Here is a 23,428-nt window from a genome sequence, read left to right as displayed (position 1 = left end):
GTCCCGGCGGCGGAACCAGCGGGTCACTTCACGAACAGGTTGTTCAGGCCCGAGTTCCCGTACGGCGCGCTCAGGTAGATGCCGCCGATCTTCGAGCCGTACATCGTCGTCTGCTTGTCGTAGATCGCCGGGGCGATCGGCACGATCCGCGTCATCATGTCCTTGTCCAGCTTCGCCCACCGCTTGCTCGCCTCGGTGAGGTCGCTGAGCGCGAGGATCTCGTCCATCTCCTTGTTGACCTGGTCGTCGTTCAGGTACGTGATGTTCTGGTTGCCGGTCGGCGTGATCGCGCGCCCGTCGAACAGCGGCGGGATGATCGCCGCGCCGCCGGGCCAGTCCGAACCCCAGCCCTGCATGTAGACGTCGAACTGGTTGTCCTTCGCGCCGAGCACCGTGTAGTACTGGTCCTCGTCCACCGGCTGGATCGTCAGGTCGAACCCGGCCTCTTTCATGCTGCTGCGCAGGAACGCGGCCACGGCCTGGTTGCGCTCGGTGTTGCGGTAGGCGTAGGTGAGCGGCACCCGCTTGTTGCCGAGCACCTCCTTGGCCTTCGCCGGGTCTCCGTTCTTCCCGCCGTCGTACTGGTTGTACGCCTCGTACCCGGACGTCGTCGGCGACAGGATCGTCGTCGCGGGGTCACCGGAGTACGAACCCCACACCTTCAGCAGGCCCTCGCGGTCGAGCGCGTAGTTGAACGCCTTGCGGACGTTGACGTCCTTCACCCGCTGCAGGTTGAAGTCGAACATCCAGACGAACTGCGTCGTGCCGGTGAGGATCCGCTTCTTCGCGTCCGCGTCCGCGATCACCTTCGGGTAGACGCTGGCCGGGATCTGCAGGTCCTGGAACGACAGCCCGGACCGGGCCGCGCCGCCGTCGGCGAGGAGCAGCTCGCTGGCCTGCTCCGCGGTGCGGGTGAAGTCGATGACGTACTTCTCCGGGAACTGGTGGCGGATCGGGTCGGTCTTCGCGTCCCAGTTCGTATTGCGCACCAGCGTCATCTGCTGGCCGCGGCGGTACTCCTGGATCTTGTACGGCCCGGACGAGAACGGCCGGTTGTCGTACTGCACCTTGGTGTCCTTCGACGGCGGCACCGGGGTGGTCGTCGGCAGGGCCATCGCGAACGGCGCGTCGGCGTGCGGCGTCGGGAAGTTGAAGATGATCGTCTTCGCGTCCGGCACCTCGACCCCCGGCGGGATCTTCGCCCCGCCGTCGTACGGGCCCTTGTACTTCGCGTTGTAGTCACCGCTGCCGACCAGCCACTGCTGGATGTAGTGCGGGCCGTTGGGCAGGTCGGGGCTGAACGAGCGGGCGATGCCGTACGCGACGTCGTTCGCGGTGATCGCGGTGCCGTCCTCGTACTTCAGGCCGTCCTTCAGCGTGAACTTCCAGGTCTTGCCGCCGTTGGACTCCTCACCGGTGTTCGTGGTGAGGTCACCGACGAGCTCCAGTTTCCCGTCGCCGTTCTCCCGGTACTGCAGTAACGAGCGGTAGAGCAGGTTGGAGCCGACCGTCTGCGACGGCACCACGTAGTTCTGCTGTGGATCCAGGTGCTCGAAGTCACCGCTGGTGTAGATCGTGACGGTGCCACCCGGCTTCGCGCCGGGGACGTCGGGTGCGGGGCCGTCGGAATTCTCCGCCAGCACCGCGGACTGGGTCGCGGCTTCCTGGTCGTTGTCGTCGTTGTTGGCGTTCCCGGTGTTCTTCGTGCAGCCCGCCGCCGCGAGTGCCACAGCCAGAACCCCGACGGTCACAAACTTTGCCGGTCGCATCGTCGCGCGTCTCCTCCCCGTGCCGATCACAGGAGACGTTCAACTCAACACGCACCGCAACCAGAATTCTGCGAAAAAGATAACGAATCGATTCCGAGATCAGGCCGGTGTACCGGCCAGCCGGTGCGGCATCGCGGTACACGCGCAGTCCGGCACCGCGTACCGGGTACGGACGAGTTCCCGGCCGTCGAACGTCACCGCGGCCTCGAACACGTGGAAACCGCAGAACTCATCGGTCCCGACGTAGCGCGTGGCGAGATCGGCGGGCGCGAGCGGACGTCCGTCGCCGGTGCGGACCTCGAGCTCGCACAGTCCACACTGGTGCAGCGCGGCCAGTGCCGCCGGCAGCTGGTCGGCGCACACCACCCAGCGTGGTCGCCGGTCGACCCGGGTCCCGGGATCGCCGTAGAGCGCGTAGACGACGTCAGGCATGGCCACCTTCTTCGGCTCGTGCGGTGCCCCCATGCCGTACACGCAGCGCGACGCCTCCCTGTTCAGCCCAGTTACGGACTCATTCGCCCCAGATTTCCCACGAGCATCACGTGATCTGCGCGACATCCGCTCAGCCGACCACCTCGTCGGCCGACCGGTACCAGTGGGCCGGCGAACGGAGGAGCAGAGCAGTGCACACGGAGCAGGCAACGGGCGACGCGCTACGGCAGTCCGCCGACGCGATCCGCGCGGTGGTCGAGGCGAGCGCCGAGATCGAGGCGTTCGTGAAGCTGTTGAACAGCGTCACCGAACAGACCAAGCTGCTGGCGCTCAACGCCTCGGTCGAGGCCGCACGCGCCGGTGCGGCCGGGCGCGGGTTCGCGATCGTCGCGTCCGAGGTGAAGGACCTGGCCATCCGCACCGCCGACGGCAGCGACGCGATCCGGCGCAGCATCGACGCGCTGCGCCAGCGCGGACTCGAGGCCGAACGGGCGCTGGCCCGCCTGGGCGGCCAATCCGAGGACTACTCCGAAAAGCCCGGTACTTCGCACAGAGTGCAGCCAGCCCTTCGGTGAGTTAGCTACTGTGGTGCCCTTCGCGCCCGGCGTGACGCACGGTGCGGCGGAGCGAGAGGGAGGACGGGCCGATGGGGGGTGTGCTCCTCACCGTCACGTTCTCGGTCAGCGCGCTCGCCGGTGCCGTCACCGCCGCCCTCGCGTTCGGCAACCGGGCGCGGATCCCGGCCGGCACCCCGCTGGCCGTCGCGACCGCCGGTATCGCCGGCTGGTCGGTGGCGGCCGCGCTCAACGCCGCCCTGGGCGCGAAGTCGCTGACCCTGGCGCTGGCCACGGTCGGCATCGCCGGGCACGTCCTGATCGTCGTGGGGTACCTCGGGCTCACCGAGGTGGTCGCCGGGCGCCGGTGGCGTCCGCGTCGCCTCGTGGTGGTCCTGCTCGCGGTCGAACCGCTGCTGGTGGTCGTCGCGCTGGCCACCGGCGTGTTCTACGACGGCGTCGAGCGGGCCGCCGACGGCTCCTGGCAGCCGGTCTTCGGGCCCGGGTACACGGTCCACTTCCTCTACTGCTACGCGCTGACGCTCACCTGCGCGTACCGGGCGCTGCGGTACGCGTACCGCCGGTCGGCGTTCACCCGCCGGGTCGCCGCCTGGCTGGCGCTGATCGCGTTACCACCGATCGTCGTGAACCTGGTCGCGGTCGGCGTGCTGCACAACAACGACGTCACGCTGATCGGCACGGTGATCAGCTCGGTGCTCGCGTACGGCGCGCTCACCCGGCGCTCGATCGAGTGGCTCCCGATCGCCCGCGCCCAGCTCATCGACGCGCTCGCCGACGGGGTCGTGGTCATCGACCGGGACGGCTTCGTCGCCGACGCCAACGAGGTCGGCAGGCAGCTGATCATCGGCTCCGCGCCGTGGGTCGACGACCCGATCGGCGTGGCGGTGGACTCGATCGACCCGTCGTTCCCGCTGCTCGAGCCGGCGGACACCGACTTCGTCTTCGAGTCCGAGCGCCTCGGTCTCGACCTGGAGATCCGCACCAGGGTCATCCACGACCGCACCGGCTCGTTCGCCGGCTGGGTGATGATCGCCCGGGACGTCACCGCGTACCGCCTCCAGCACCGGGCGCTGGAGGCGGCGAACGAGCAGCTGCGGGAGCAGATCACGACGATCGAGCGGCTCCGCGCCGACCTGGCCGAGCAGGCGGTGCGTGACGCGTTGACCGGCCTGCACAACCGGCGGCACCTGATGAGCGTCCTGGCCGACGCCGAGCGCGAGCACACCGGGCCGCTGAGCGTCGCGCTCATCGACGTCGATCACTTCAAGCAGGTCAACGACCGCTACGGACACGCCGCCGGCGACCGGGTCCTGGTCGCGGTGGCGCACCTGCTCGCGTCCGGGGTGCGCCAGGGCGACGTGCTGGCCCGCTACGGCGGCGAGGAGTTCGTGCTGCTGCTGCCCGGCCTCACCAGCGACGCCGCGCACGCCCGCGTCGACCGGCTGCGGACGGTCGTCGCCGGAACCACGCTGGAGGTGGCCGGGAGCACGGTGCGGGTCAGCTTCTCCGCCGGCGTCTCCTGCGGCCACCCCCCGGTCGACGCCGACGCCCTGCTCGAGGCGGCCGACCTCGCGCTCTACGCGGCGAAGCGCAACGGGCGCGACCGGGTGGAGCTGGCTACGTCCGTGGGCTGAGCGGGTGCCGGCGGCGCAGCAGCCACTCGGCGAGGAGCAGGTTCGGCACCCAGCAGAGGAACGCGGCGGCCGGGTAGGCCAGCGCGAACGCGTCGGCGTCGTCGAGGCCGGCCAGGCCCGAACCGGCGACGATCAGCACGCCGAGCCAGAGCCGGAGCATCACCCCGGCGTAGGTGAGCGCGAACGTCCGGATCGCCCAGCGGCGGTGGGCGGCGACGTCGCGGCGGCGGATCGCCGAGTAGGCCGCACCCGCGCAGCCGAGCCAGGCCAGCGCGAGCAGCCCGAACCCGGCCGTGCCGACCGGGCCGGCCTCGTTGAACGGCGCGAGCACCGCGCCCGCGACCCCGCCGACTCCGATCGCCGCGAACGTGACCCGCCCGACGACGCGGTGCACCGCGGGCACCCGGCGCCGGAGGAGGGCCGAGAGCTGCACCGGGGAGAGCAGCAGCGCGGTTCCGCCGCTCACCACGTGCAGGTAGAAGAACACCTGGACGACGGCCGGGCGGTCGACGTAGTTGGCCGCGAGGCCGGCGTCGTCCGCGGCGAGCTCGGCGAGCGGGGTCGTCAGATAGGGCAGCGGCGCGAACACCGCGATGGCGAGCGCGGACAGGCCGAGCCACCACCCGGCGGCGGCACGTCGGATTCGGGGAGCCGTCATCGTCATGCGGTGAGCATCGGGTCCCGGGCCGGGTGGTCACGAGCCCTTCGCGGGTGAACCGGGGATGACCCGCACGGGTGACGTCAACGCCGCGCCGGGCGGTCAGACTGGTCCCGTGTTCCGTGCTCGGGTCGACGTCGCGCTGGCGGTGGGGCTGGCCGTCGGGTCGGGGGTGCTGACCGCGGTCGTGCCGGCCGAGCCGCCGTTCCGGGCGCCCGGCGTGCTCGGCGTGGCGCTGGTCGCGGTGTCGGCGCTGACGCTGGTGGCTCGGCGGGCCGCGCCCGAGGTGGTCGTCGTGGTGACCTCCGCGCTGCTCGTCGGGTACGTGCTCGCCGGGTTCGACGTCGGCGTCGTGCAGTGGCCGCCGTGGATCGCGCTCTACACCTGTTTCGCGGCCGGCGGGCGGCGTCCGCGGCTGGTCGGGACGGCCGCCTGCGTGGCCGCGGTGACCGGGTACGCGGTGTTCACCCGCGGCTCCGGTGACGCGTCGGCGCTCGCTGACGTCGCGATCATCGGCCTGCTCGCGGCCGTGGCCGGTGAGGCGACACGCAGTCGTCGCGCCGCCGTGGCCGCGTCGCGCTCCCGTGCGCTCGCCGAGGAGCGGGAGCGGGCACTCGCGCTCGACCGGGCGCGGCTCGACGAGCGCACCCGGCTGGCCGGTGAGCTGCACGACGCGCTCGGCCACGCGGTGAACGTGATCGTGCTGCAGGCCGGCGTCGCCCGGCGCGTGTTCGCGGAGCGTCCGGAGTTCGCCCGCGACGCGCTCGGCACGATCGAGACGACGGGCCGGGAGGCGCTCGGCGAGCTGGACCAGGTCCTGCGTGTCCTGCATCCGGACGACGACGCGGCCGACGACGCTCTCGGGCCGAGAGGGCTCGACGGGCTGGCCGAGCTCGCCGAGCGGGTGCGTGCGGTGGGGCGCGAGGTGACGGTGGAGCTCGAGCCGGTGGAGCTGGGGCCGAGCGCCGGCCGGGCGCTGTACCGGATCGTCCAGGAGGCGCTGACCAACGCGGTCCGGCACACCGCGTCGGGGCGGATCCGGGTCTCGGTGACGCCCGACGGCGACCGGGTCCGCGTCCTGGTGTTCAACGAGGCCGGCGGCCTGGTCCCGGCGCCACCCGGCCGTGGCCTGGTCGGCATGCGTGAACGCGCCCGCCTGGAGGGCGGCACCCTCGACGCCGGCCCGGTCGAGGGCGGGTTCCGGGTGCTGGCCACGCTGCGCGCCGCATGATCCGCGTCCTGCTCGCCGACGACGACGTGCTGGTGCGTACCGGGCTGCGGGTGCTGCTGGAAGCCGAGTCCGACCTGGAAGTCGCCGGCGAGGCCGCGACCGGCACCGAGGCGGTGGCGGCGGCCCGGCGGCACCGCCCCGACGTCGTCCTGATGGACGTGCGCATGCCGGGCCGGGACGGGATCTGGGCCACCCGCCGGATCGTCACCGGACCGGAACCGCGGCCGCGGGTGCTCGTGCTGACGACGTTCGACCTCGATCAGGTCGTCGAGGACGCGCTCGCCGCCGGAGCCGACGGCTTCCTGCTCAAACGGTCGAGCCCCGAGCAGCTCGTGGCCGGGATCCGGGTCGTGCACGCCGGTGACGCGCTCGTCGCCCCCGAGGTCACGCGCCGGCTGCTCACCACGCTGGCCGGGCGGCGCGCCCCCGAACGGCACCGGCTCGCGCTGCCCGATCCGCTCACCGAACGCGAGGTCGACGTGCTCCGCGCGCTCGCCGAGGGCTGGTCGAACGCGGAGATCGCGGCGGCGTTGAGCGTCTCCGTCGAAACCGTGCGGACGCACGTGAAGCGGGTGCTGACCAAGCTCGGCGTCCGCGACCGCACGCAGGCGGTGGTCTGGGCCTACCGCACCGGTTTCCTCGACCTCGAAAATTGACCGAAAGTGTCCTCACAGCGGAATCTTGGCTAGTGCCGGGCATGATCGTAGGGATCTGTACCGGGGTTCATGGGGAGCACGTTGGACGAGAATCGAGCACGCCGGGTCGTCGACGCCCTCCGCGACCGGGGCGTCGACGCGTACCCGGCCAAAGTGAGCGTCTACCAGTTCGGGGTGGGCGTGAACCTGTCGGAGAAGCGCCAGGCGATCTGGGACTCGGACGGCACCGCGGGTCTCGAGGCCCAGGTGATGCGCAACGGGGTGCTGGTCGGGTTCGTGCCGACGATCGAGGGGTCGGAGTACTTCGACGAGGAGCAGACGATCGACGCGATCGTCCGCACCGACTACGACCAGCCGATCGCCCGCCGGATGGCCACCGCCCCGCCGCAGGCCGCGCCGCTGCCCCGCCCCGGTGGGGTGTTCCGCCGCTTCTTCGACGGCTTCCGCTACCGCTGAGGCAGGCCCGCACGCGCGCGGACGCGGGCCGCGTGGCGGTGGTGGCCGGCGGCCTCGTCCGGCCGGTCCAGGGCCGCGGCCAGCTCGCCCAGGTAGTGCGCGACCGGCGCCAGCGTGAGCATGCCGCTGCCCGCGCCGGCCAGCTCGTCGCGCGCCGGGAGCAGCACGTCGTAGAGCGCGTCGCGGCGCTCGCGGTCGCCGGTGCGCAGGGCGTGCAGCGCGTGCAGGCAGGTGCGTGCCTCGAACAGGAGGTCCCGGGGCGACTCCGGGACCTCCGACGTCCCGCCCGCGTCCGGTCCGCCGAGCAGCGGGCGCACCCAGGGTTCGAACGCGCCGAAGTCGTCGGACGCGAACCCGGCGAGCGGCCCGCCGCGGCGGACGGCCTCGCAGAAGCGGGCGAACGGCGCGATGCCGCGGTCCAGGCCGCGCAGGTCGGGGCCGCCGAGGTGGGCCGCGGCGACGCGGTACGCGGCCGCGGCGTCGGCGGTGCGGCCGTCGAGCGACGCGCGCATCGCCCGGTACCAGTCGGTGAAGACGCTGACCAGCGGGGACTGGTACCGCTCGCCGAGCCGGTCGACGATCCGCGCGTGCTCGTCGGCGGCGGTGAGGTCGGCCAGCGCCGACCGCGCCTGCAGCAGGACGAGGTGGCCGAGGATCTCGAACGTCCGCAGTTCGGCCGGTGCGGAGAGCTCGACCAGTTCGGTGCCGATGCGGGCCCGCTCGGCGGCCAGCCCGGCGCGGCCGAACGAGTGCATGAACCGGGCGTTGAGCGCGAAGGCCAGCACGCCGGGGTCGCCGAGTTCCCGGGCGAGACGTTCGGCCTCGCGGGCGGCCTCGGCGGCACGGGCTCCCCCGGCGCTGCGCAGTTCCAGCGCGAGCGTCGCGAGCAGGCGGCTGCGGTCGGCGACCCGGTCGGCGGGCAGCTCGGTGAGCGTGCGTTCGGTGACCTGCGCGAGGTGGCGTGCCAGCGCCGGGTCGTCGGCGTCGGGCCAGAGCGCCGGGGTGTCGAAGGCGCCGATCACGTGGGCGGTGAGGACCGGGTCGCCGATCGACTCGGCGAGCGCGACGGCCTCGGCCCGGCGGGCGCGCGCCTCCGCGAGTCGTCCGGTCAGGGCGAGCGCTCTGACGACGCCCATGACCAGGTCCAGGCGGGTGCGGACGGCTGCGCTGGGCCGGTGGTCGTTCGTGGTCCGCGCGGTTGAGCCGGTGTGGTGGTCGGGCGCGGCTGCGCCGTGTTGCTGGTCGAAGGCGGTCAGGGCGGCGTTCCAGTAGCGGAGGGCGTCGGCGGGGGCGGCGCGTCGCTCGGCGCGTTCGGCGGCGCCGCGGGCGTAGTGGCCGGTGCGCTCGGCGGTGGCCGGGTCGTCGGCGAGGAGGTAGTGGGTGGCGAGCGCCTCCACGTCGTCCGGGCGGAGCGTCTCCAGCGCGGACGCCGCGGCGGCGTGCCAGCTCGCGCGACGGGCAGCCGACACGTCGCCGGCCAGCGCGTCGCGGACCAGCGCGTGGGCGAACGTGAACCGGCGCGGACCGCGTTCGACCAGGAACCCGGCGGCGGTGGCCGCGTCCACCGCGTCCAGGACGGTGTCCGCGTCGCCGGCGAGCACGGTGTGCAGGGCGGGATCGAGGTCCGGCCCGAGTACCGCGGCCCGGCGCAGCACGACCTGGGCCGGATCCGGCAGCCCGGCGACCCGGTAACGCACCACGTCGCGGACCCCCGGCGGAACCGCGGCCAGGTCGCCGTCGGCCGCCACCAGCCGGGCCAGTTCGCGGACGAAGAACGGGTTTCCGCCGGTGCGGCGGTGGATCGTGGCGGCGGTGGCGGCGTCGACGTCGGCGCCGATCGTGGCGCGCACCAGCGCGGGGACCTCGGCCGCGGGGAGGCCACCGAGGTAGAGCCGGTCCGGTTCGGTGCGCGCCACCCGGGCGAGCATCTCGGTGAGCGCAGGCGGCACGTCGGTCGAGCGGTACGTGGCCACCGCCAGCATCGGCCCGGCCGGTGGTTCGGTGACGACCGCGGCGAGCAACGCCAGCGTCTCGGTTCCGGCCCACTGCACGTCGTCGACGACGATCAGCAGCGGCGCCGTGCGTGCGACGCTCTCCAGCCGGGCGGCGACGGCGCGGTGCCGCTCGAAGCGCGAGAGCCCCGGGGGCGGGGGCGGACCGGGCAGGGCGTCGAGGAGCTGGGTCCAGGCCCAGAGGTCGGGCCGGGCGGAGTCGTCGGGGTTGGCGCCCCAGGCCGTCGCCCACCCGTCGGCCGCCAACCCGGCCGCGAACGCGCTGACCAGTGCGGACTTGCCGGCACCGGCCTCACCGGACACGAGCACGAGGCGCAGCAGTCCCCGGGTCCGCACGTCGGCGGCGACGGCCGCCAGCCGGGCGCTCTCCGCCACCCGCCCGACCAGCCCGCTCCCCGAGCCGGTCGGAACGGCCGACGACGGCGCGCCGTGGTTCGCGGCCGGTGGTTCGGGGCCGCGTTCGGCGGCCGGCGGTTCGGGGCCGCGTTCGGCGGCCGGCGGTTCGGGGCCGCGTTCGGCGGCCGGCGGTTCGGGGCCGCGTTCGGCGGCCGGCGGGCCCTCGGCGGGTGCTTCCGGGGCCCGGAGCGCGGTCGGGAGGCGGAGGTGCAGTGAAGCGGACTGGGACCGGATGTCGGCCTCCAGGCGCCGGAGGTCGGGGCCCGGGTCCAGGCCGGCCTGCTCGGCCAGCAGCCGGCGGGCGCGGCGGAGGGCGGCGAGCGCGTCGCTCTGGCGCCCCGCCCGGTAGAGCGCGAGCGCGTACAGACGCCAGGCCCCTTCGCGACCCGGGTACGCGTCCACCTGCGCTTCCAGGTCCGGCACCGCCTCCGCCGCGCGATCGAGCCCGAGCAGCGCGTCGGCCCGGCGCTCCACCGCCAGCAACCGCAGTTCGTCGAGGCGGGTGGCTTCCCCGCGGGCCCAGTGCGCGTCGGCGAAGTCCGCGTAGGCCGGCCCACGCCACTCCGCGAGCGCCGAGTCCAGCGACCTGAGCGCCTCCGCCGGGGGCAGCTCCCGGCTCCCGGTCACCGCGCGTTCGAACCGCAGCGCGTCCACGGCGTCGGGGTCGACCCGCAGCGCGTAGCCGGGCCCGGACGTCACGAGCACACGCGCGGGTGCCCGGGGCGCCCGTTCGGGCTCCAACGCCCGGCGCAGCGCCGCCACGAACGTCTGGACCGCGCCGACGGCTCCGCCGGGTGCGGCGCCGCCCCACAGGTCGTCGATCAGCTGGTCCACCGAGACCATGCGGCCCCGGGCCAGCAGCAGACGAGCCAGCACCGCCCGGTGACGTGGGCCTTTCACGTCCAGCGGGCCGGAGGAGTCCAGCGCCACGAGCGGACCCAGCACACCGAACCGCAGCACACCGGAACCCTACTCAGTCGGCGCTGATCGGGCGCTGACCCACCCGGGGCACGGTGGTCGGCATGCACATCCACGGATTCGACTACCAGCGGGTTCCCACGGCCGACGGGGTGGCGTTGAACGTCGCCACGGCGGGCACCGGCTCCCCGATCGTCCTGCTGCACGGCTTCCCGCAGACCCACCTGATGTGGCGGCACGTGGCCGCCGACCTGGCCGCCGACCACACGGTGATCGTGCCCGACCTGCGCGGCTACGGCGAGAGCGACAAACCCGCCGAGGGCTACTCGAAGCGGACGATGGCCGCGGACGTCGTCGCGCTCGCGACAGCGCTGGGGCACGACCGGTTCGCGCTCGCCGGGCACGACCGCGGCGCGCTGGTCGCGATCCGCGCCGGTCTGGACCACCCGGACACGATCACGCACCTGGCCTCGCTCGACGTCCTCCCGACGCTGGAGAGCTGGGACGTGCTGCACGGCGTCCGCGCGGCGGTGGGCTACCACCTGTTCCTGATGGCGCAACCGGCCGACCTGCCGGAGAAGATGATCGGCGCCGTGCCCGACGAGTTCTTCGGCTCGTTCCTCGACGCCTGGGCGCGCGACCCGGACGCCATCCCCGCCGACGTGCGGGCCGAGTACCTGCGCGCCTCCCGCAACGCGGTCCCCTCGATCGTGGCCGACTACCGCGCCACCGCGACGATCGACATCGAGCACGACAGCGCCGACAAGGCCGCGGGCAACCGGCTGCGGATGCCGGTGACCGTGCTCCAGCAGGACTGGGGCGCCGCGCTCGGCTTCGACGCCGCCGCGATCTGGCGCACCTGGGCCGGCGACCTGGACCACCGGCTCTCCTCGGCCGGGCACTTCATGGCCGAGGAGGCACCGGCCGAGGTGATCAAGGCGATCCGCGACCTGCTGGCCCGCTGACGCGACGCGCCCGGGATCCCCCGTCCGGGTGGCCCGGGCGCCCGTCCGGTGCGAACTTCCACGCATCGCTGAACACGGTGAGCGACTCTGCCATCATTCTCGGGTGACCGTGGGGGGACCGCGCGACTATGAAGTGGACTTCTTCCTGTCGTACTCGAGCGGCGACGTGGCGTGGGCGAACTGGGTCGCCAAACACCTCGAGGCCGCGGGCAACCGTGTCCTCTACCAGCGGCGGGACTTCCCGGACGCGACGAGTTGGCCGGGGAACGTCGACGACGCCCTACGCCGCTCGAGGCACATGATCGCTCTCCTCTCCTCGGCGTATTTCGCATCCGCCTATTGCTCGCTGGAATGGCACGCCGCGCTCTCGGCCAACCTGGGCGCGACGGACCGGAAACTCATTCTGCTCCGCGTCGAAGACTGCCCGGTCGACGGTGTACTGGGGCCGATCGTCCGCACCGATCTGTTCCACGTGAACGAGGAGAGCAGGGCTCTTCGCCTGCTCCGCGACGCCGTGCACGGCGCGATCACGGGCCGGAATCCGATATCCCCCCAAACGTCCACCGTCCCGTTTCCCGGCGGGCGGGCCGTCCAACCGTCCGGCCGGTACCGAGCGCTGATCCTGAGCATCGACGAGTACCAGGACACCGGGTTGTCCTCCCTCGGTGAGCTGAGAACGGCGTCCAGTGAGCTCGCGGCGGCTCTGGAGCAGGCGGGCTACCAGCTCTCCGACCAGGACGACGCCCTGTTGACTCCGAGCACGATTCGACGGCGCATTCTGACGTTTCTCGCCGAGGCGGAGCGGGGGCAGACGCTCGTGATCGTTCTGGCGGGGCACGGTGGTCGGGCGCACGGAAGGAACTACCTCGTTCCGGCTGATGCCTGGACCGGTGACCCTGATCCGTCCACCCAGTGGGTACCGGCCGAATGGTCCGACGGGATCCCCGATTGTCGAGCCGATCGAGTGCTGGTGATCGCCGACCTCCGACTGGCCGACCCGCCCGGCGAGCCGACCGGCCGACCGGCCGACCGGCCCGGCATCGCCTACTTCACCCATACGGGTCCAAAAGCTGCGACCCTACTCGGAGCCTTCCGGGACTCCCTGGTCCGGAGAGCCCGGCCGTCCACGGCAGCCGCCCTTGAGAAGACCCTCCGCAACCGGCTACCGGATCCAGCCGCCCTGCATGTCTCGGTTCCCGGCGACCCCGACCAGTTCGTGCTACTTCCTCAGGCCCGGTCGCAACTCGCGCCGGACGAGCTGTCGGCAGCCTGGCGGGCCCTCGCCGACGAGCATCCGGTGTGGAAGTTCGTCGAGAGCGAACCCGGTTATGAGGATCTTCACGCGGCGACGAACGAACTGGTCGAGGCGCTGGCACGCGATCGGCGGCGTAGCGGCCGCCGCCTCGGCGATGACCCCTGGACGGATCCGCTGCTGGCCAGCCGGATGACCGGCCTGGTGAGTTTTCTCGTCCGTGCGACCCACTCCCGCGGGGGACGCGAGGTCCGCCTGTCCGCAGCCGAGGCCGCTCTGTTCGTCGTGATGCCGTTCGTCTACGAAACGTTCTGGGCGCGGACGGTCGCGGACGCGGCGTCACCGGACCGCATTCGCCTGGAGACGCGCGCGCCGGTCGGGGGGTCGGACGGCTTCCCCGGCTTTCTCAAACAGCACGACCGCCTGGTCCGGCGAGCCGAGCGTCTGCGGCGGCAGCACGAGCCCGAGATCGCTGACGCCATCGGATGGTGGTTACTGCACCGGTGGGCAGCGCGCGAGCCCCGAACCTACCGAGAAGGTCGGCTGACGGATCTGCTCGACGACCTCGGCGGCGATCCACTCGCACGCGAAGTATTCAGTGAACAGCGGCTTTTGAGCGTGATCCGGCGATTCCACCTCCCACCCGGACGCGCGATCGGCGCGACGGCCGCCGGGGACGCCGAGTGCACGATCAGCGCCACCACGGCGACCGAACAGCGGCTTCGTGACGAGATGGTCGGACTGCTCCTCGCGGTCGCCCAGCGGATGGCGAACGACGTTGCCACGCTCTCCGGCGACATCGTCGTTCATCTCGGCGCGCGATCACCGGGCCGGGAAGCCGATGTCGTCGACCTGGACGCCCTGGCCCAGACAATTCGCGAGGCCCGCTGGGGCGGCAGCGGCACCGCTGGCCGGAGACTGATCGCGGTCTGCCAGCACCAGGCGGTCCATTCGGCTCTCGAACTGCAGACCCAAGCGGTCGGCGCCGCACTCGCGCATGCGCACACATTCAGCGATCGATACCCGCTGCTCGGCCGGCTCCCGACCCATGCGAACGCCGACGGCCTCTCGGCGAGGGTCGTTGACGAGCGCGCGCTCTACGTGCCTCCGGGCATCCGCTTCCGCCTCGCGGAAGACGAGGTGCAGGAACTGCTCATGGGCGAGCAACTGTACGAGAGCCGCGCACTGGCGATCCGCGAGCTTTATCAGAATGCGCTCGACGCGTGTCGTCATCGCCGGGCACGCCGGGAATTCCTCAAGAGCGACGACCCCTGGAAAGGCGCAATCACCTTCACCGAGGGGCACGACCGCGGACGGCCGTTCATTCAGTGCGAAGACAACGGCGTCGGAATGGGCCAGACCGAACTGGCGGAGGTGTTCGCGGAGGCGGGCCGACGGTCCACCGACCTACCTGAGGTCATCGACGAGATGGCACGGTGGGCCGTCGCCGATCCGCCCGTCGAGTTCCGGCCGATCAGTCGCTTCGGTATCGGCGTGCTCAGTTACTTCATGCTCGCCGACGAGATCACGGTCTCGACGCGCCGCTTCAACCCGGACGGGAGTTTCGGCGAGCCGCTGGTCATCACCATCACCGGCCCGGGGCAGTTGTTCCGGTTCGAAAAGGGCGCACCGTCACAGCAAGCTGGGACGACCGTCCGGCTGTATCTGGCCGAACGCCCCGGGGAGGCGCCGATTTCCTGCGTCGACGTGCTCCAGGGAATCCTCTGGATCGCCGAGTTCACCACCTCCGCCAGTGACGCGTCGTCGCAGCTCCGGTGGACCCCCGGAGAGCTCGCGCCGTCGGCCCCGGTCGGCGCCACGGGCACGATCACCGGCCGCATGGACCGCAGCACCATGACGATCGCCGACGGCGGGGGCACCGTGTGGTGGTGCGACGGCACCGGTGCGCTGCTGGCCGACGGCCTTTGGATCGGCGCGGATCGGCCGGGCGCCGTCGTCAACTTGACGGGTGACCTGGTGCCGGAGCTCTCCGTCGACCGCAACAAGATTCGTGAACTCACTGATCCGGATGCCGTCGAGGAACTGCTCGTGGGCGCGGTCCCCGCTCTACTTGCCGCGCGGGCGTTCCGGGTACGGCCGGAGTGGTTGGTCGAGTTGGCCGAGGAGTTTCCTCGGGCGGCCGACGTCGTCTGCGAAGCGCTGATCCGGGCGGACCGGACCTGGTCCGCCGCCGGCGACCGTTCGGTACCGGTGGCCCACGTCGGTCTCGTCCCGCTGGATGTCGAGATCGTGCGAGCTGTCGGCCGACCGCTTCCGAAGACTACCGAGATTTATGCTCGTGTACCCGATTTCATCGTCTACGAGCGTTTAGCAACGTGGCGGCGGGCAACGGAGGACCGATTGGATCCAGCCGACCCATCGCACGTCGTTGCCGCGCCTGGTGACGAGTTGATTCTCGGTGACGGTAAACGCCTCGCGGCTTGGATCTACCGGGAAGATTGGGCGACGGCGTTGAGCCTGGGCCGTCCGGGGCGGGCGAAGATCCTGGAGTGGTCCAGCAGCCGTCAGCGCGCCACAGTCGATCTCGTCCGACGCCTGGAAGCACGAGGGGCGACACCACGCCGCTTTCCACCCGGGGCCGATGAGCCAACAGCGGACGATTTGCGGCTCTTCCGCAGCTATCACGACGACGACAGCCCAATAACCTCGGACGAGGTGTCGATCGGCGAAGTATTCGTCGTGGCCGAACAACTCGGTCGCGATCCCCGTCACGTGATCGATCGGGTCACGCACCTCGGCATCGAGGTGACACCCCGGACCGGCACCCGTCGCGAGGCGCCTGCGCCGGGGGACATCACGTTGTGCAGTCTCAATCTCGACGGACAGGCTTCGTGGTGGTGGGGCGAGACCGTGTCTTGGACGCATGTCGTTCGCGCCGCCGTCCGGACGGGCCGGTCGGTCGACGAAGTCACCGCGCGGTTCGCCGCGCTCGGCTACCAAGTGGTGGGACGCCACGATCAGTACCGACTCGACTTGCGGTCCGTGAACGGCCAACTGCTGGGAACGGAGGGTTGGAAGCTACGGGAAAGACCGCTCTCCATCGAGTTCGTGGCCGACACCGCGCTTGAGCTCGGCCTCCCGCTCGCTCAGGTCGTCCGGCAGTTCCAGGAGATGGGATATGCGGTCGCCTCCAGCCTTCGTGTGTCGGCGACGGACCGGTCGCCGGGCACGTCAGCCGGTTCCCGGGGCGAGCGCCACGCCGGGACACCGATCAGCCGTGGTCGAGTGTTCTCCATGGCGCACGACCTCGACCGGGCGCCATCCGAGGTCGCCGCGTCCCTGCGGGCCGGCGGTCTCACCGTCGCGGACGTCCGGTGTGTCGGCGAGCGCACTCTCGCGGCGCTCACGTCCGAGGATTACGCCGTGGTCGGCTGGCGCTCGGTAGCCTCCGCCTCCCGTGTCGTCGGAGCCGCATACCAGCAGGGCACGACCCCGACGGCGCTGGCCGACCGGTGGGCGGCGGCCGGTGTCGCGGTTCCGGCACTCGACGGGCTCCCCACATCGGCCGAGTCGGCCATTCTGGTGAGCGAGACGTTGAGCGGCGTCTCCGGTTGGATCGACGGACCGGACCAAGTCGGCGTCGCCCATGCGTTGGCGGCCGCGATCCGCCTCGGTCGGGACGAGGGCGACATCGCCCGGACGCTCCGAGGCTTCGGGATCGCGGTAGCCGATCCGGCCGGGCTGGACTCCGCGGCCGTAGGCACGGCAGATCTGTTGCTTATCTCCCGCGTGGGCGATCTCGCTGCGCCATGGGTGGACGACCAGCCCGTCGGCCTCGCGCACGTCCACCGGGTCGCCGCCGCGAGCGGCCGCTCACCGGGCGAGGTCGTCCGCAGGCTCCGTGAGTTCGGATTCTCCGCTGCGACGCCGGAGTATGACGAGCTCGCCTCGGGCGACGACCGCGTCATCGGGGAGCTGTTGAACCTGCCTGCCCGCACTCGCGAGGAATCGCGGCCATCCAGCCGCGCCTCGCTGCTCGCGGCCGGGTATCGCACCGGCCGTGGGTCCGCCGCCGTGCTGGCCTGGGCCGGGCACCACGGCCTGCCGATCGACCACCTGCACGACGCTCCGCGCGAGAACGTCGAGCTGGTCGACCTCATGTGGCTCAGCTGGGCCATCGATCGGGAGGGTCCTTGGCTCCCGGACGGCCCGATCACTCGCGGGCGCGTGCTATCAGTCGCCGGCGCGATCAACCGCAGCGCAACCGACGTTGCGCATCGCTACCGTGAGCTCGGGTTCGCGGTACCCGACGAGTACGACTCCCAGCTCTCTCCGGACGCAGTCGACCTGGCCCTGCTGAGCCGCACATTAGGCGGCTCCTGGGAACCGCTCACCGTCACGACGATCCCACTGGCCCACGTCCTCCGCGCCGCGTGCGTGTTCAGCTGCGACGTCGCCGAGATAGTCGAGCGGTACACCCGCCTGGGCTTCACTGTCCCGGCCACCCGGGAGATGACCGAGGCCGAGCGTGCGATGGCGACCGTCGCGTTCTTCGGCGCGGACACCGCGGATCCACGCACCACTGAGGTCTCGCTTCCTCAGGTGCTCGGTGTTGCCGAGTTCCTCCGGGAACCGCCGAGAGTCGTCGCGGAGACGTTCGCCGCAGTCGGCCTCCGCTTGGCGGTAATTCCGTCGGACACTCCTGCCGTCACCCCTCGCGACGCTTTCGTGCTGAGCGGCGAACTGAACGGGCATGGCCCCTGGCTTCCGCCAGGACCGGTGCCGTCCTCGCATGTCATCGCCGCCGCCGCTCATCTGCGGCTCGCACCGCGCGGGGTGCGCGACCGTCTGATCCAGCTCGGCTGCCCGGTGAGCGACCGCCGCGGGAACCGGGACGACGACGTCGTGGACGGCAACGACGCCGTTCTGATCGAAACGCTGACGAACAACGACGGCATCTATCAAGATCGGCCGATCACCCGCGCCGAGATCCTCTACATGTCGTACCGGCTCCGCGAGACTCCGGCCGACATCGTGCGGCACTACCGCGCTCTCGGCTTCGGCGTCCCGACCTACGACTGACCGCTCACCGTGACGCGCAGGCCGGTGGTGACCAGCGCCGCGAGTTCGGTGTAGGCCTCGGCGTCGGAGAGGCCGGTGGCCGCGGCGACCTCGCGGCGCTGGATGCGCACCATCGTCGACGCGACGACGTCGGCCACGAAGCCGGTGTGCACGTCGCGGAACGCACCGGCGGCCACGCCCTCGTCGACGAACGCGCGGATCCGTGCGGCGGCGGCCCGGGTGTTGCGCTCGTAGATCTCCGCGGCCGGCGCGAACGCGGCCACGTCGTCGATGAACGCGGCCGACGCCGGGCGCAGCGCGTCGGCCACCGACGACAGGTACACGGCGATGCGCCCGGCCGGATCGGGCACGTCCGCGGTGGCCTGCTCCACGGCCACCGTGGCGGTGCGGAAGAAGTGCACCACCGCCGCGCGCACGAGCTGCTCCTTGCTGCCGGCCAGCGCGTACAGCGTGCGCTTCGAGCAGTGCAGCCGGGCGGCGAGGTCGTCGAGCGTGAACGACGCGAAACCCTCGGCCAGGAGCAGCTCGACCAGCGCGTCGAGCAGCTCGGTGCGGCGGGCGGCACCGCGGCGAACGGTCACGTCGCGAGATCTAACCACGGCTATCAAAGACGGTTCCACAGTACCGTTAATGGTACCGTTAGCCATGCCCGTCGATCGTTTGCTCCCCAGCACCGAGGCCGCCGACCTGATCGAACTCACCCGGGACATCGCCGACAAGGAGCTGGCACCGCGGGTCGACGCGCACGAACGCGCCGAGACCTACCCGGACGGCCTGTTCGCGACGCTCGGCGCGGCCGGGCTGCTGGGCCTGCCCTACCCGGAGGAGTTCGGCGGCGGTGGCCAGCCCTACGAGGTCTACCTGCAGGTCCTCGAGGAGCTGGCCGCGCGGTGGGCGGCGGTCGCGGTGGCCACCAGCGTGCACGGGCTCTCGTGCTACCCGCTGGCCACGTTCGGCTCCCGGGAGCAGCAGGAGCGCTGGTTGCCGGAGGCGCTCGGCGGCTCGCTCGTCGGCGGTTACAGCCTCTCCGAGCCGCACGCCGGCTCGGACGCGGCCGCGCTGACCTGCCGGGCCGACGCGGCCGACGGCGGGTACGCGGTGACCGGGCAGAAGGCGTGGATCACCCACGGCGGCAAGGCCGACTTCTACGCGCTGTTCGTGCGGGCCCCGGCCGGCATCACGTGTTTCCACGCGCCCGGGGCCGTCGAGGGCCTCACGTTCGGCGCGCCCGAGGAGAAGATGGGGCTGCACGCGATCCCCACCACGGCCGCGTACTGGGACGGCGCGTTCCTGCCCGCGGAGCGGCGGGTGGGCACCGAAGGCCAGGGGCTGCAGATCGCGTTCAGCGCGCTGGACTCCGGCCGGCTCGGCATCGCCGCCTGCGCCACCGGCCTCGCCCAGGCCGCGCTGGACACGGCCGTCGCCTACGCCAACGAGCGCACGACGTTCGGCCGCAAGATCATCGACCACCAGGGCCTGGGGTTCCTGCTGGCCGACATGGCCGCGGCCGTCGACACCGCCCGCGCCACCTACCTGGACGCCGCCCGCCGCCGCGACGCCGGCCGGCCCTACGGTCGCCCGGCCAGCGTCGCCAAACTCGTCGCCACCGACGCCGCGATGAAGGTCACCACCGACGCCGTCCAGGTACTCGGCGGGTACGGCTACACCCGGGACTTCCCGGTCGAGCGGTACATGCGCGAGGCCAAGATCATGCAGATCTTCGAGGGCACCAACCAGATCCAGCGCCTGGTGATCAGCCGTTCCCTGGCCCGTAACGGGGCCGAGTAGGGGTCAGCCCTGGGCGATCACCTCGTCGGTCGCCAGGCTCTTCGTGCGTTCCTGGAGGAACGTCGTGAGCTGGTTGCTCTCGGTGGCGAGGGTGGTGGCATCGCTTCCCTTCGTGTTCTCGACGACGGTGGTGATCTGGTCGAGGGCGGTGAGGGCCGTGCCGCTGCCGTAGATCTTCTGGTACAGCTCCCGGTAGGCGTTCTCGTAGACGTCGGTGAACGCCGCGCCGGCCAGGAAGCGCTCCTTCAGCGTGTTGCCTCCGATGCCGCCGCCGGGTCCACCGCGCTGGCCGCCCTGTTGCTGGCCGCCCTGTTGCTGGCCGCCCTGCCGCGGGAAATTGCCGCCGCCCATGGTGGTCGATTCGTGCGGGCCGGTGGTGGCGCTGCCGCTGAACGTGAGGTTGTAGTCCCAGCCGACGACGGAGAACTTCTTGGTCGTCAGGTCGTACCAGAGGTAGTAGTTCTTTCCCGGTCCGGACATGTCGTCGAAGTTCGCGATCAGGTTCTGCACGGCGACGTAGTTCGCCAACGACTCGACGTCGACGTAGTCGCCGAGCTTCGCGGTGAACTCCTCATCGGAGGCGGTCGTGACCCAGCGGATCAGGTTGATGACCGGTTGGAGGTCCTGGCTTCCCTTCTTGGTGATCTGTTGGAAGTCGTCCTGGTAGTCGGTCTGGTCGTTGCCTTGGTCGGTGAAGCTGCTGCTCGCCAACGACTTGTAGAGCACGCCGTCGTCGCCGATGCGGTCCGTGAACGTCTCATCCGGATGTTCGACGACCAGGCGGGCGGTCGTCGGCCGGCCGTTGACGGTGAAGCTCGTGTAGGCGTACTTCTGCGCTACCTCGCCCGCGGTGGCGAGCACGTTGAGACTGACCGCCTCGTTCAGCACGCTCGATCCGCCGCCCATGCCGGAGACACGGACCGCGAGGTCGCGGTGTCCTTGGTAGCGGCGGCCGTCGACGAACTCGTCGATCCGGATGAGCCACGGCAGTTTCTCGGGTTCCTCGGCTTTCAGCGACGACCGTCCGCCGAAGCCCCCCGGCATCTGCCCACCCTGCTGCTGGCCACCCTGCTGCTGGCCCCCCGGAGCCTGGCCGCCCGGAGCCTGGCCGCCCGGAGCCTGGCCGGCGGGCAGCTGGCCGGCGGCGAAGTCAGGCGGCCGGCGCCGCGGCCCTCCCGGTCCTCGCCACCGAACCCGCCGCGGGACGCCGTCTGCCCATTCCGCGTCAGCCCGGACAGCGTCGAGTTCCCCTTCAGCCGGATGCCGACGCTCTCGATCGTCGTGCCGTCGATCGTGATGTCCGCTTCGAGGAAGTCCTTCTCCCCGTCCTTGAAGTAGTCGTCGAGCATGTCGTCGTACGCGGATCGGGTGAATGTGATCGAGATGCTGTGCGAGATGCTCGAGTCGAACAGGTCCTTCGTCCCGGCGATGTCGTCGGTGACCTGGTCGGCGTTCTCGTCGCTCGCGCTGAGCACGTAGGGGTGGATCGACGTCGTGCTGAACACCAGGCCGAGCACGGCGACGAACGCGACACACGTCGCGAGCAGCTTCCAGTAGTGCCGCACGCGAATCGGAATGCGACGAACCACCCGCCGGCGTACACCCATCACAAGTCCGTCTGGTCGTAACCGGTCAGCACCGTGACCCGCTGCCCGGCCGTGCGCTCGGACAGCCCGGCGATCAGATCGCCGGGCGACGAGCCCTTCTTCAGCCGGACCGTGTACATGATCTCGGTCAGCGCACCGCCGCGGATCGTCTCCATGCTGACGAGTTCGAACTCCGACGTGTGACGCAGCAACACGTCCTGCAGCGCTTCGGTGTAGTCACCGCCGTCCGACGGCACCTGCACCTTGACGACCTGCCGCTGGACATTGAGCGCGAACCAGTTGAAGCGGTACATCACAAGAATGATCAAGCTGATCGACACGGCCGAGATGATCGCCAGCGAGTAGAACCGGGTTCCGCAGGCCATCCCGACGGCCATCACCAAGAAGATGAACCCGACGTCGCGGGTCTCCTTGATCGCGTTCCGGAACCGCACCACCGACAACGCGCCCACCAGCGCGAAGGCTCGCGCGATGTTCGAGCCGACCACGAGCATGATCAGCGAGATCAGCATCCCGAGAATGATCAGCGTCTGCACGTAGGACTGGCTGTAGGAGATGTTGCGGTGAGTGAATCGGTAGACCCACCCGATCGCGGTCGACAGTACGAAGGCCAGCAACAGCGTCGCCGCGATGTCGCCGACGCTGAACGTGCCGGAGAGGTCTTGGAACGTAAAGTCCATTAGTGGGCGGCCTTCGTGAGAGCGAGCGACGGCTCGTCGGTGACATGGAAGATCGAGCGCGGCGCACGTCCGTACGCCTCGACGCTCTGGCAGTACTTGGAGACGCGAACGACCTGCAGGTTGTTGCGCGCGGTCAGATCGGTCAGCCAGTACGGGATCCGCTCATTCGCTTTGACCTCGAGAATCGCGAGCTTCGGCGGAACGATCAGCCGGTTTTCGGTGTCCGCGCCCAGATGGAAGTCGCGGTCCCGGCCCCGGATCCGGTAGTCGACGGTCACGCGCAGGCCCACGTCGGCGTCGCGGCCGAGGAACGCGTCGCGGTGGTAGCCGGTCATCGCGACCGGACGGAGATCGAGGCCGCAGATCAGCTCGAGCACCTCCTCCAGGAAGGCACGCTGACCTGGGTCGTGCTCGACCATGACCCGCTGGTCGCACAGCTCGCGCGCCAGGCGGTAGGGCAACGCGACCCGCCGCTTCTGGGTGACGCGGTTGACCCGCTGCTTGATCTCGACGAACACGGTCGTGTCGTCGGTGATCCGCGACCGGTCGCCGTAATGACGCAGCCGGAGTTTGCGGCGGAACCGCAATCCTTCGATCTTCTCCCAGTAGAACCGCAGATCCGTGGTGTCGTAATAGACGCTCCACACGCCGTATCCCGCGGTTCCCCCGTGGGCGTCCGCGTCCATTCGGGTGGCGAATTCGTCTCTCAGATCAGCCAGATCGTCGACCGGTACCAGATACTTGATCTCGTACCGGTTGAAAGCGTGCAGCTTGCTCGGCGCCCGCAGCGAGTGCCCGGCCTGGTCATCGGCAACCGGCGGACCGGTCGTTACCGGGGGCGGCTCAGCCGGCGCATCGCGCGAACGCCGTTTCCTGGGCAGGCGGAATTGCATGAGTTCAGCCGATCTCTCCGGGGTGGAAGGGTTCGGCGAGTGAACCAGCAATATATGTGAACAACATTTGAATGCCACCTGAACAACAGGCGACCGACGGGTGAACGACCGTGAGGGCTGGTTGAGCGGCGGAACACGGCGATGGCCCGCGGCCGGTGTCGCTGCGCGGAGGCGGACTTCTTACCGTGGCCCCAGGCCGAGGCGGGCGCGCACCTCCGGGCGGCGCAGCGGTGGCACGGTGGTGGGCTCGCCGCGGCGGGCGGGCAGCTGGGCCAGCAGCTCGCGGGTGATCTCGGCGATCTGCTGCACCGCCTCGTCGATCGCGGGCGCGACGCTCGGGTTCGGTTTGCCGATCCCGGTGACCTTCCGGATGAACTGGGCCGCCGCCGCGGTGATCTCGTCCTCGGTGGCGGGCGGCTGGAGGCCACGGAGCTCAGTGATGTTCCGGCACATGCCCCGACCG

The 23,428-nt window shown here is 71.1% G+C and carries 18 protein-coding genes; 8 read left to right on the top strand and 10 right to left on the bottom strand.

Features of this window, described 5'->3' with window-relative positions; genetic code table 11:
• Positions 1-23 precede the first annotated feature (23 nt).
• Complete coding sequence (locus ABD437_RS03545) at positions 24-1,730, bottom strand: ABC transporter substrate-binding protein (protein WP_344647276.1); 1,707 nt, start codon at positions 1,728-1,730, stop codon at positions 24-26.
• A gap of 138 nt (positions 1,731-1,868) precedes the next feature.
• Positions 1,869-2,201 carry a hypothetical protein gene (locus tag ABD437_RS03540; RefSeq protein ID WP_344647275.1) on the bottom strand — a complete coding sequence of 111 codons (333 nt, stop codon included), beginning with the start codon at positions 2,199-2,201 and terminating at the stop codon, positions 1,869-1,871.
• A 191-nt stretch (positions 2,202-2,392) separates the two neighbouring features.
• On the opposite strand from ABD437_RS03540, the gene ABD437_RS03535 reads away from it, so the two are divergent.
• Together ABD437_RS03535 and ABD437_RS03530 are read left to right on the top strand one after the other, a co-directional pair.
• Positions 2,393-2,776, top strand: coding sequence for a methyl-accepting chemotaxis protein (locus ABD437_RS03535; RefSeq protein ID WP_344647274.1), 384 nt, complete (start codon positions 2,393-2,395; stop codon positions 2,774-2,776).
• A 71-nt stretch (positions 2,777-2,847) separates the two neighbouring features.
• The gene (locus tag ABD437_RS03530) at positions 2,848-4,410 is read left to right on the top strand and encodes a histidine kinase N-terminal 7TM domain-containing diguanylate cyclase (RefSeq protein ID WP_344647273.1); all 1,563 of its coding nucleotides are present in this window, start codon (positions 2,848-2,850) and stop codon (positions 4,408-4,410) included.
• Here the strand turns inward: ABD437_RS03530 and ABD437_RS03525 are convergent.
• The gene (locus ABD437_RS03525) at positions 4,394-5,074 is read right to left on the bottom strand and encodes a DUF2306 domain-containing protein (RefSeq protein WP_344647272.1); all 681 of its coding nucleotides are present in this window, start codon (positions 5,072-5,074) and stop codon (positions 4,394-4,396) included. The genes ABD437_RS03530 and ABD437_RS03525 overlap by 17 nt on opposite strands.
• 109 nt (positions 5,075-5,183) lie before the next feature.
• On the opposite strand from ABD437_RS03525, the gene ABD437_RS03520 reads away from it, so the two are divergent.
• The 3 genes from ABD437_RS03520 to ABD437_RS03510 all read left to right on the top strand — a co-directional run bounded on the left by ABD437_RS03520 (position 5,184) and on the right by ABD437_RS03510 (position 7,411).
• Positions 5,184-6,299 (top strand): sensor histidine kinase, encoded by a 1,116-nt coding sequence (locus tag ABD437_RS03520; RefSeq protein ID WP_344647271.1) that lies wholly within the window; start codon positions 5,184-5,186, stop codon positions 6,297-6,299.
• Entirely contained in the window at positions 6,296-6,955 is a 660-nt protein-coding gene (locus ABD437_RS03515; protein ID WP_344647270.1) for a response regulator, read from the top strand. The genes ABD437_RS03520 and ABD437_RS03515 overlap by 4 nt, the downstream gene beginning before the upstream one ends.
• Positions 6,956-7,024: 69 nt before the next feature.
• Positions 7,025-7,411, top strand: a complete 387-nt coding sequence (locus tag ABD437_RS03510; protein WP_344647269.1) for a hypothetical protein — start codon at positions 7,025-7,027, stop codon at positions 7,409-7,411.
• On the opposite strand, the gene ABD437_RS03505 is transcribed toward ABD437_RS03510, so the two are convergent.
• Positions 7,402-10,776, bottom strand: a complete 3,375-nt coding sequence (locus ABD437_RS03505; protein WP_425558085.1) for an ATP-binding protein — start codon at positions 10,774-10,776, stop codon at positions 7,402-7,404. The genes ABD437_RS03510 and ABD437_RS03505 overlap by 10 nt on opposite strands.
• Before the next feature lie 65 nt (positions 10,777-10,841).
• Here ABD437_RS03505 and ABD437_RS03500 point away from each other — a divergent pair, with 65 nt between their 5' ends.
• Both ABD437_RS03500 and ABD437_RS03495 read left to right on the top strand, forming a co-directional pair.
• The gene (locus tag ABD437_RS03500; protein WP_344647267.1) at positions 10,842-11,702 is read left to right on the top strand and encodes an alpha/beta fold hydrolase; all 861 of its coding nucleotides are present in this window, start codon (positions 10,842-10,844) and stop codon (positions 11,700-11,702) included.
• Between the two features lie 103 nt (positions 11,703-11,805).
• Positions 11,806-17,997 (top strand): wHTH domain-containing protein, encoded by a 6,192-nt coding sequence (locus ABD437_RS03495; RefSeq protein WP_344647266.1) that lies wholly within the window; start codon positions 11,806-11,808, stop codon positions 17,995-17,997.
• Here ABD437_RS03495 and ABD437_RS03490 read toward each other — a convergent pair.
• The gene (locus ABD437_RS03490) at positions 17,988-18,578 is read right to left on the bottom strand and encodes a TetR/AcrR family transcriptional regulator (RefSeq protein WP_344647265.1); all 591 of its coding nucleotides are present in this window, start codon (positions 18,576-18,578) and stop codon (positions 17,988-17,990) included. The genes ABD437_RS03495 and ABD437_RS03490 overlap by 10 nt on opposite strands.
• Before the next feature lie 64 nt (positions 18,579-18,642).
• Between ABD437_RS03490 and ABD437_RS03485 the strand changes: the two genes are divergently transcribed.
• Entirely contained in the window at positions 18,643-19,785 is a 1,143-nt protein-coding gene (locus tag ABD437_RS03485; RefSeq protein WP_344647264.1) for an acyl-CoA dehydrogenase family protein, read from the top strand.
• A 3-nt stretch (positions 19,786-19,788) separates the two neighbouring features.
• Here ABD437_RS03485 and ABD437_RS03480 read toward each other — a convergent pair whose 3' ends face one another.
• From ABD437_RS03480 to ABD437_RS03460, 5 genes are all read right to left on the bottom strand, one after another.
• Positions 19,789-20,829, bottom strand: a complete 1,041-nt coding sequence (locus ABD437_RS03480; protein WP_344647263.1) for a CotH kinase family protein — start codon at positions 20,827-20,829, stop codon at positions 19,789-19,791.
• Positions 20,796-21,350, bottom strand: a complete 555-nt coding sequence (locus tag ABD437_RS03475) for a hypothetical protein (protein WP_344647262.1) — start codon at positions 21,348-21,350, stop codon at positions 20,796-20,798. The genes ABD437_RS03480 and ABD437_RS03475 overlap by 34 nt, the downstream gene beginning before the upstream one ends.
• A 41-nt stretch (positions 21,351-21,391) precedes the next feature.
• Entirely contained in the window at positions 21,392-22,072 is a 681-nt protein-coding gene (locus tag ABD437_RS03470; protein WP_344647261.1) for a DUF4956 domain-containing protein, read from the bottom strand.
• Complete coding sequence (locus ABD437_RS03465; protein ID WP_425558084.1) at positions 22,072-22,965, bottom strand: polyphosphate polymerase domain-containing protein; 894 nt, start codon at positions 22,963-22,965, stop codon at positions 22,072-22,074. The genes ABD437_RS03470 and ABD437_RS03465 overlap by 1 nt, the downstream gene beginning before the upstream one ends.
• Before the next feature lie 180 nt (positions 22,966-23,145).
• Complete coding sequence (locus ABD437_RS03460; protein ID WP_344647259.1) at positions 23,146-23,418, bottom strand: DUF2277 domain-containing protein; 273 nt, start codon at positions 23,416-23,418, stop codon at positions 23,146-23,148.
• Positions 23,419-23,428: the final 10 nt, after the last annotated feature.

The sequence above is a fragment of the Cryptosporangium japonicum genome (assembly GCF_039524755.1).
Lineage (GTDB): Bacteria > Actinomycetota > Actinomycetes > Mycobacteriales > Cryptosporangiaceae > Cryptosporangium > Cryptosporangium japonicum.
The sequence above is the reverse complement of the archived record's forward strand: the minus strand, read 5'-3'. Positions and strand labels throughout refer to the sequence as shown.

What these genes read in the sequence shown, in the direction of transcription:
- ABD437_RS03540 (WP_344647275.1), bottom strand. Translation starts at nt 2,201, where the DNA reads ATGCCTGACGTCGTCTACGCGCTCTACGGCGATCCCGGGACCCGGGTC.
- ABD437_RS03530 (WP_344647273.1), top strand. Translation starts at nt 2,848, where the DNA reads ATGGGGGGTGTGCTCCTCACCGTCACGTTCTCGGTCAGCGCGCTCGCC.
- ABD437_RS03525 (WP_344647272.1), bottom strand. Translation starts at nt 5,074, where the DNA reads ATGACGATGACGGCTCCCCGAATCCGACGTGCCGCCGCCGGGTGGTGG.
- ABD437_RS03515 (WP_344647270.1), top strand. Translation starts at nt 6,296, where the DNA reads ATGATCCGCGTCCTGCTCGCCGACGACGACGTGCTGGTGCGTACCGGG.
- ABD437_RS03510 (WP_344647269.1), top strand. Translation starts at nt 7,025, where the DNA reads ATGGGGAGCACGTTGGACGAGAATCGAGCACGCCGGGTCGTCGACGCC.
- ABD437_RS03500 (WP_344647267.1), top strand. Translation starts at nt 10,842, where the DNA reads ATGCACATCCACGGATTCGACTACCAGCGGGTTCCCACGGCCGACGGG.
- ABD437_RS03485 (WP_344647264.1), top strand. Translation starts at nt 18,643, where the DNA reads ATGCCCGTCGATCGTTTGCTCCCCAGCACCGAGGCCGCCGACCTGATC.
- ABD437_RS03480 (WP_344647263.1), bottom strand. Translation starts at nt 20,829, where the DNA reads ATGCCGGGGGGCTTCGGCGGACGGTCGTCGCTGAAAGCCGAGGAACCC.
- ABD437_RS03470 (WP_344647261.1), bottom strand. Translation starts at nt 22,072, where the DNA reads ATGGACTTTACGTTCCAAGACCTCTCCGGCACGTTCAGCGTCGGCGAC.
- ABD437_RS03465 (WP_425558084.1), bottom strand. Translation starts at nt 22,965, where the DNA reads ATGCAATTCCGCCTGCCCAGGAAACGGCGTTCGCGCGATGCGCCGGCT.
- ABD437_RS03460 (WP_344647259.1), bottom strand. Translation starts at nt 23,418, where the DNA reads ATGTGCCGGAACATCACTGAGCTCCGTGGCCTCCAGCCGCCCGCCACC.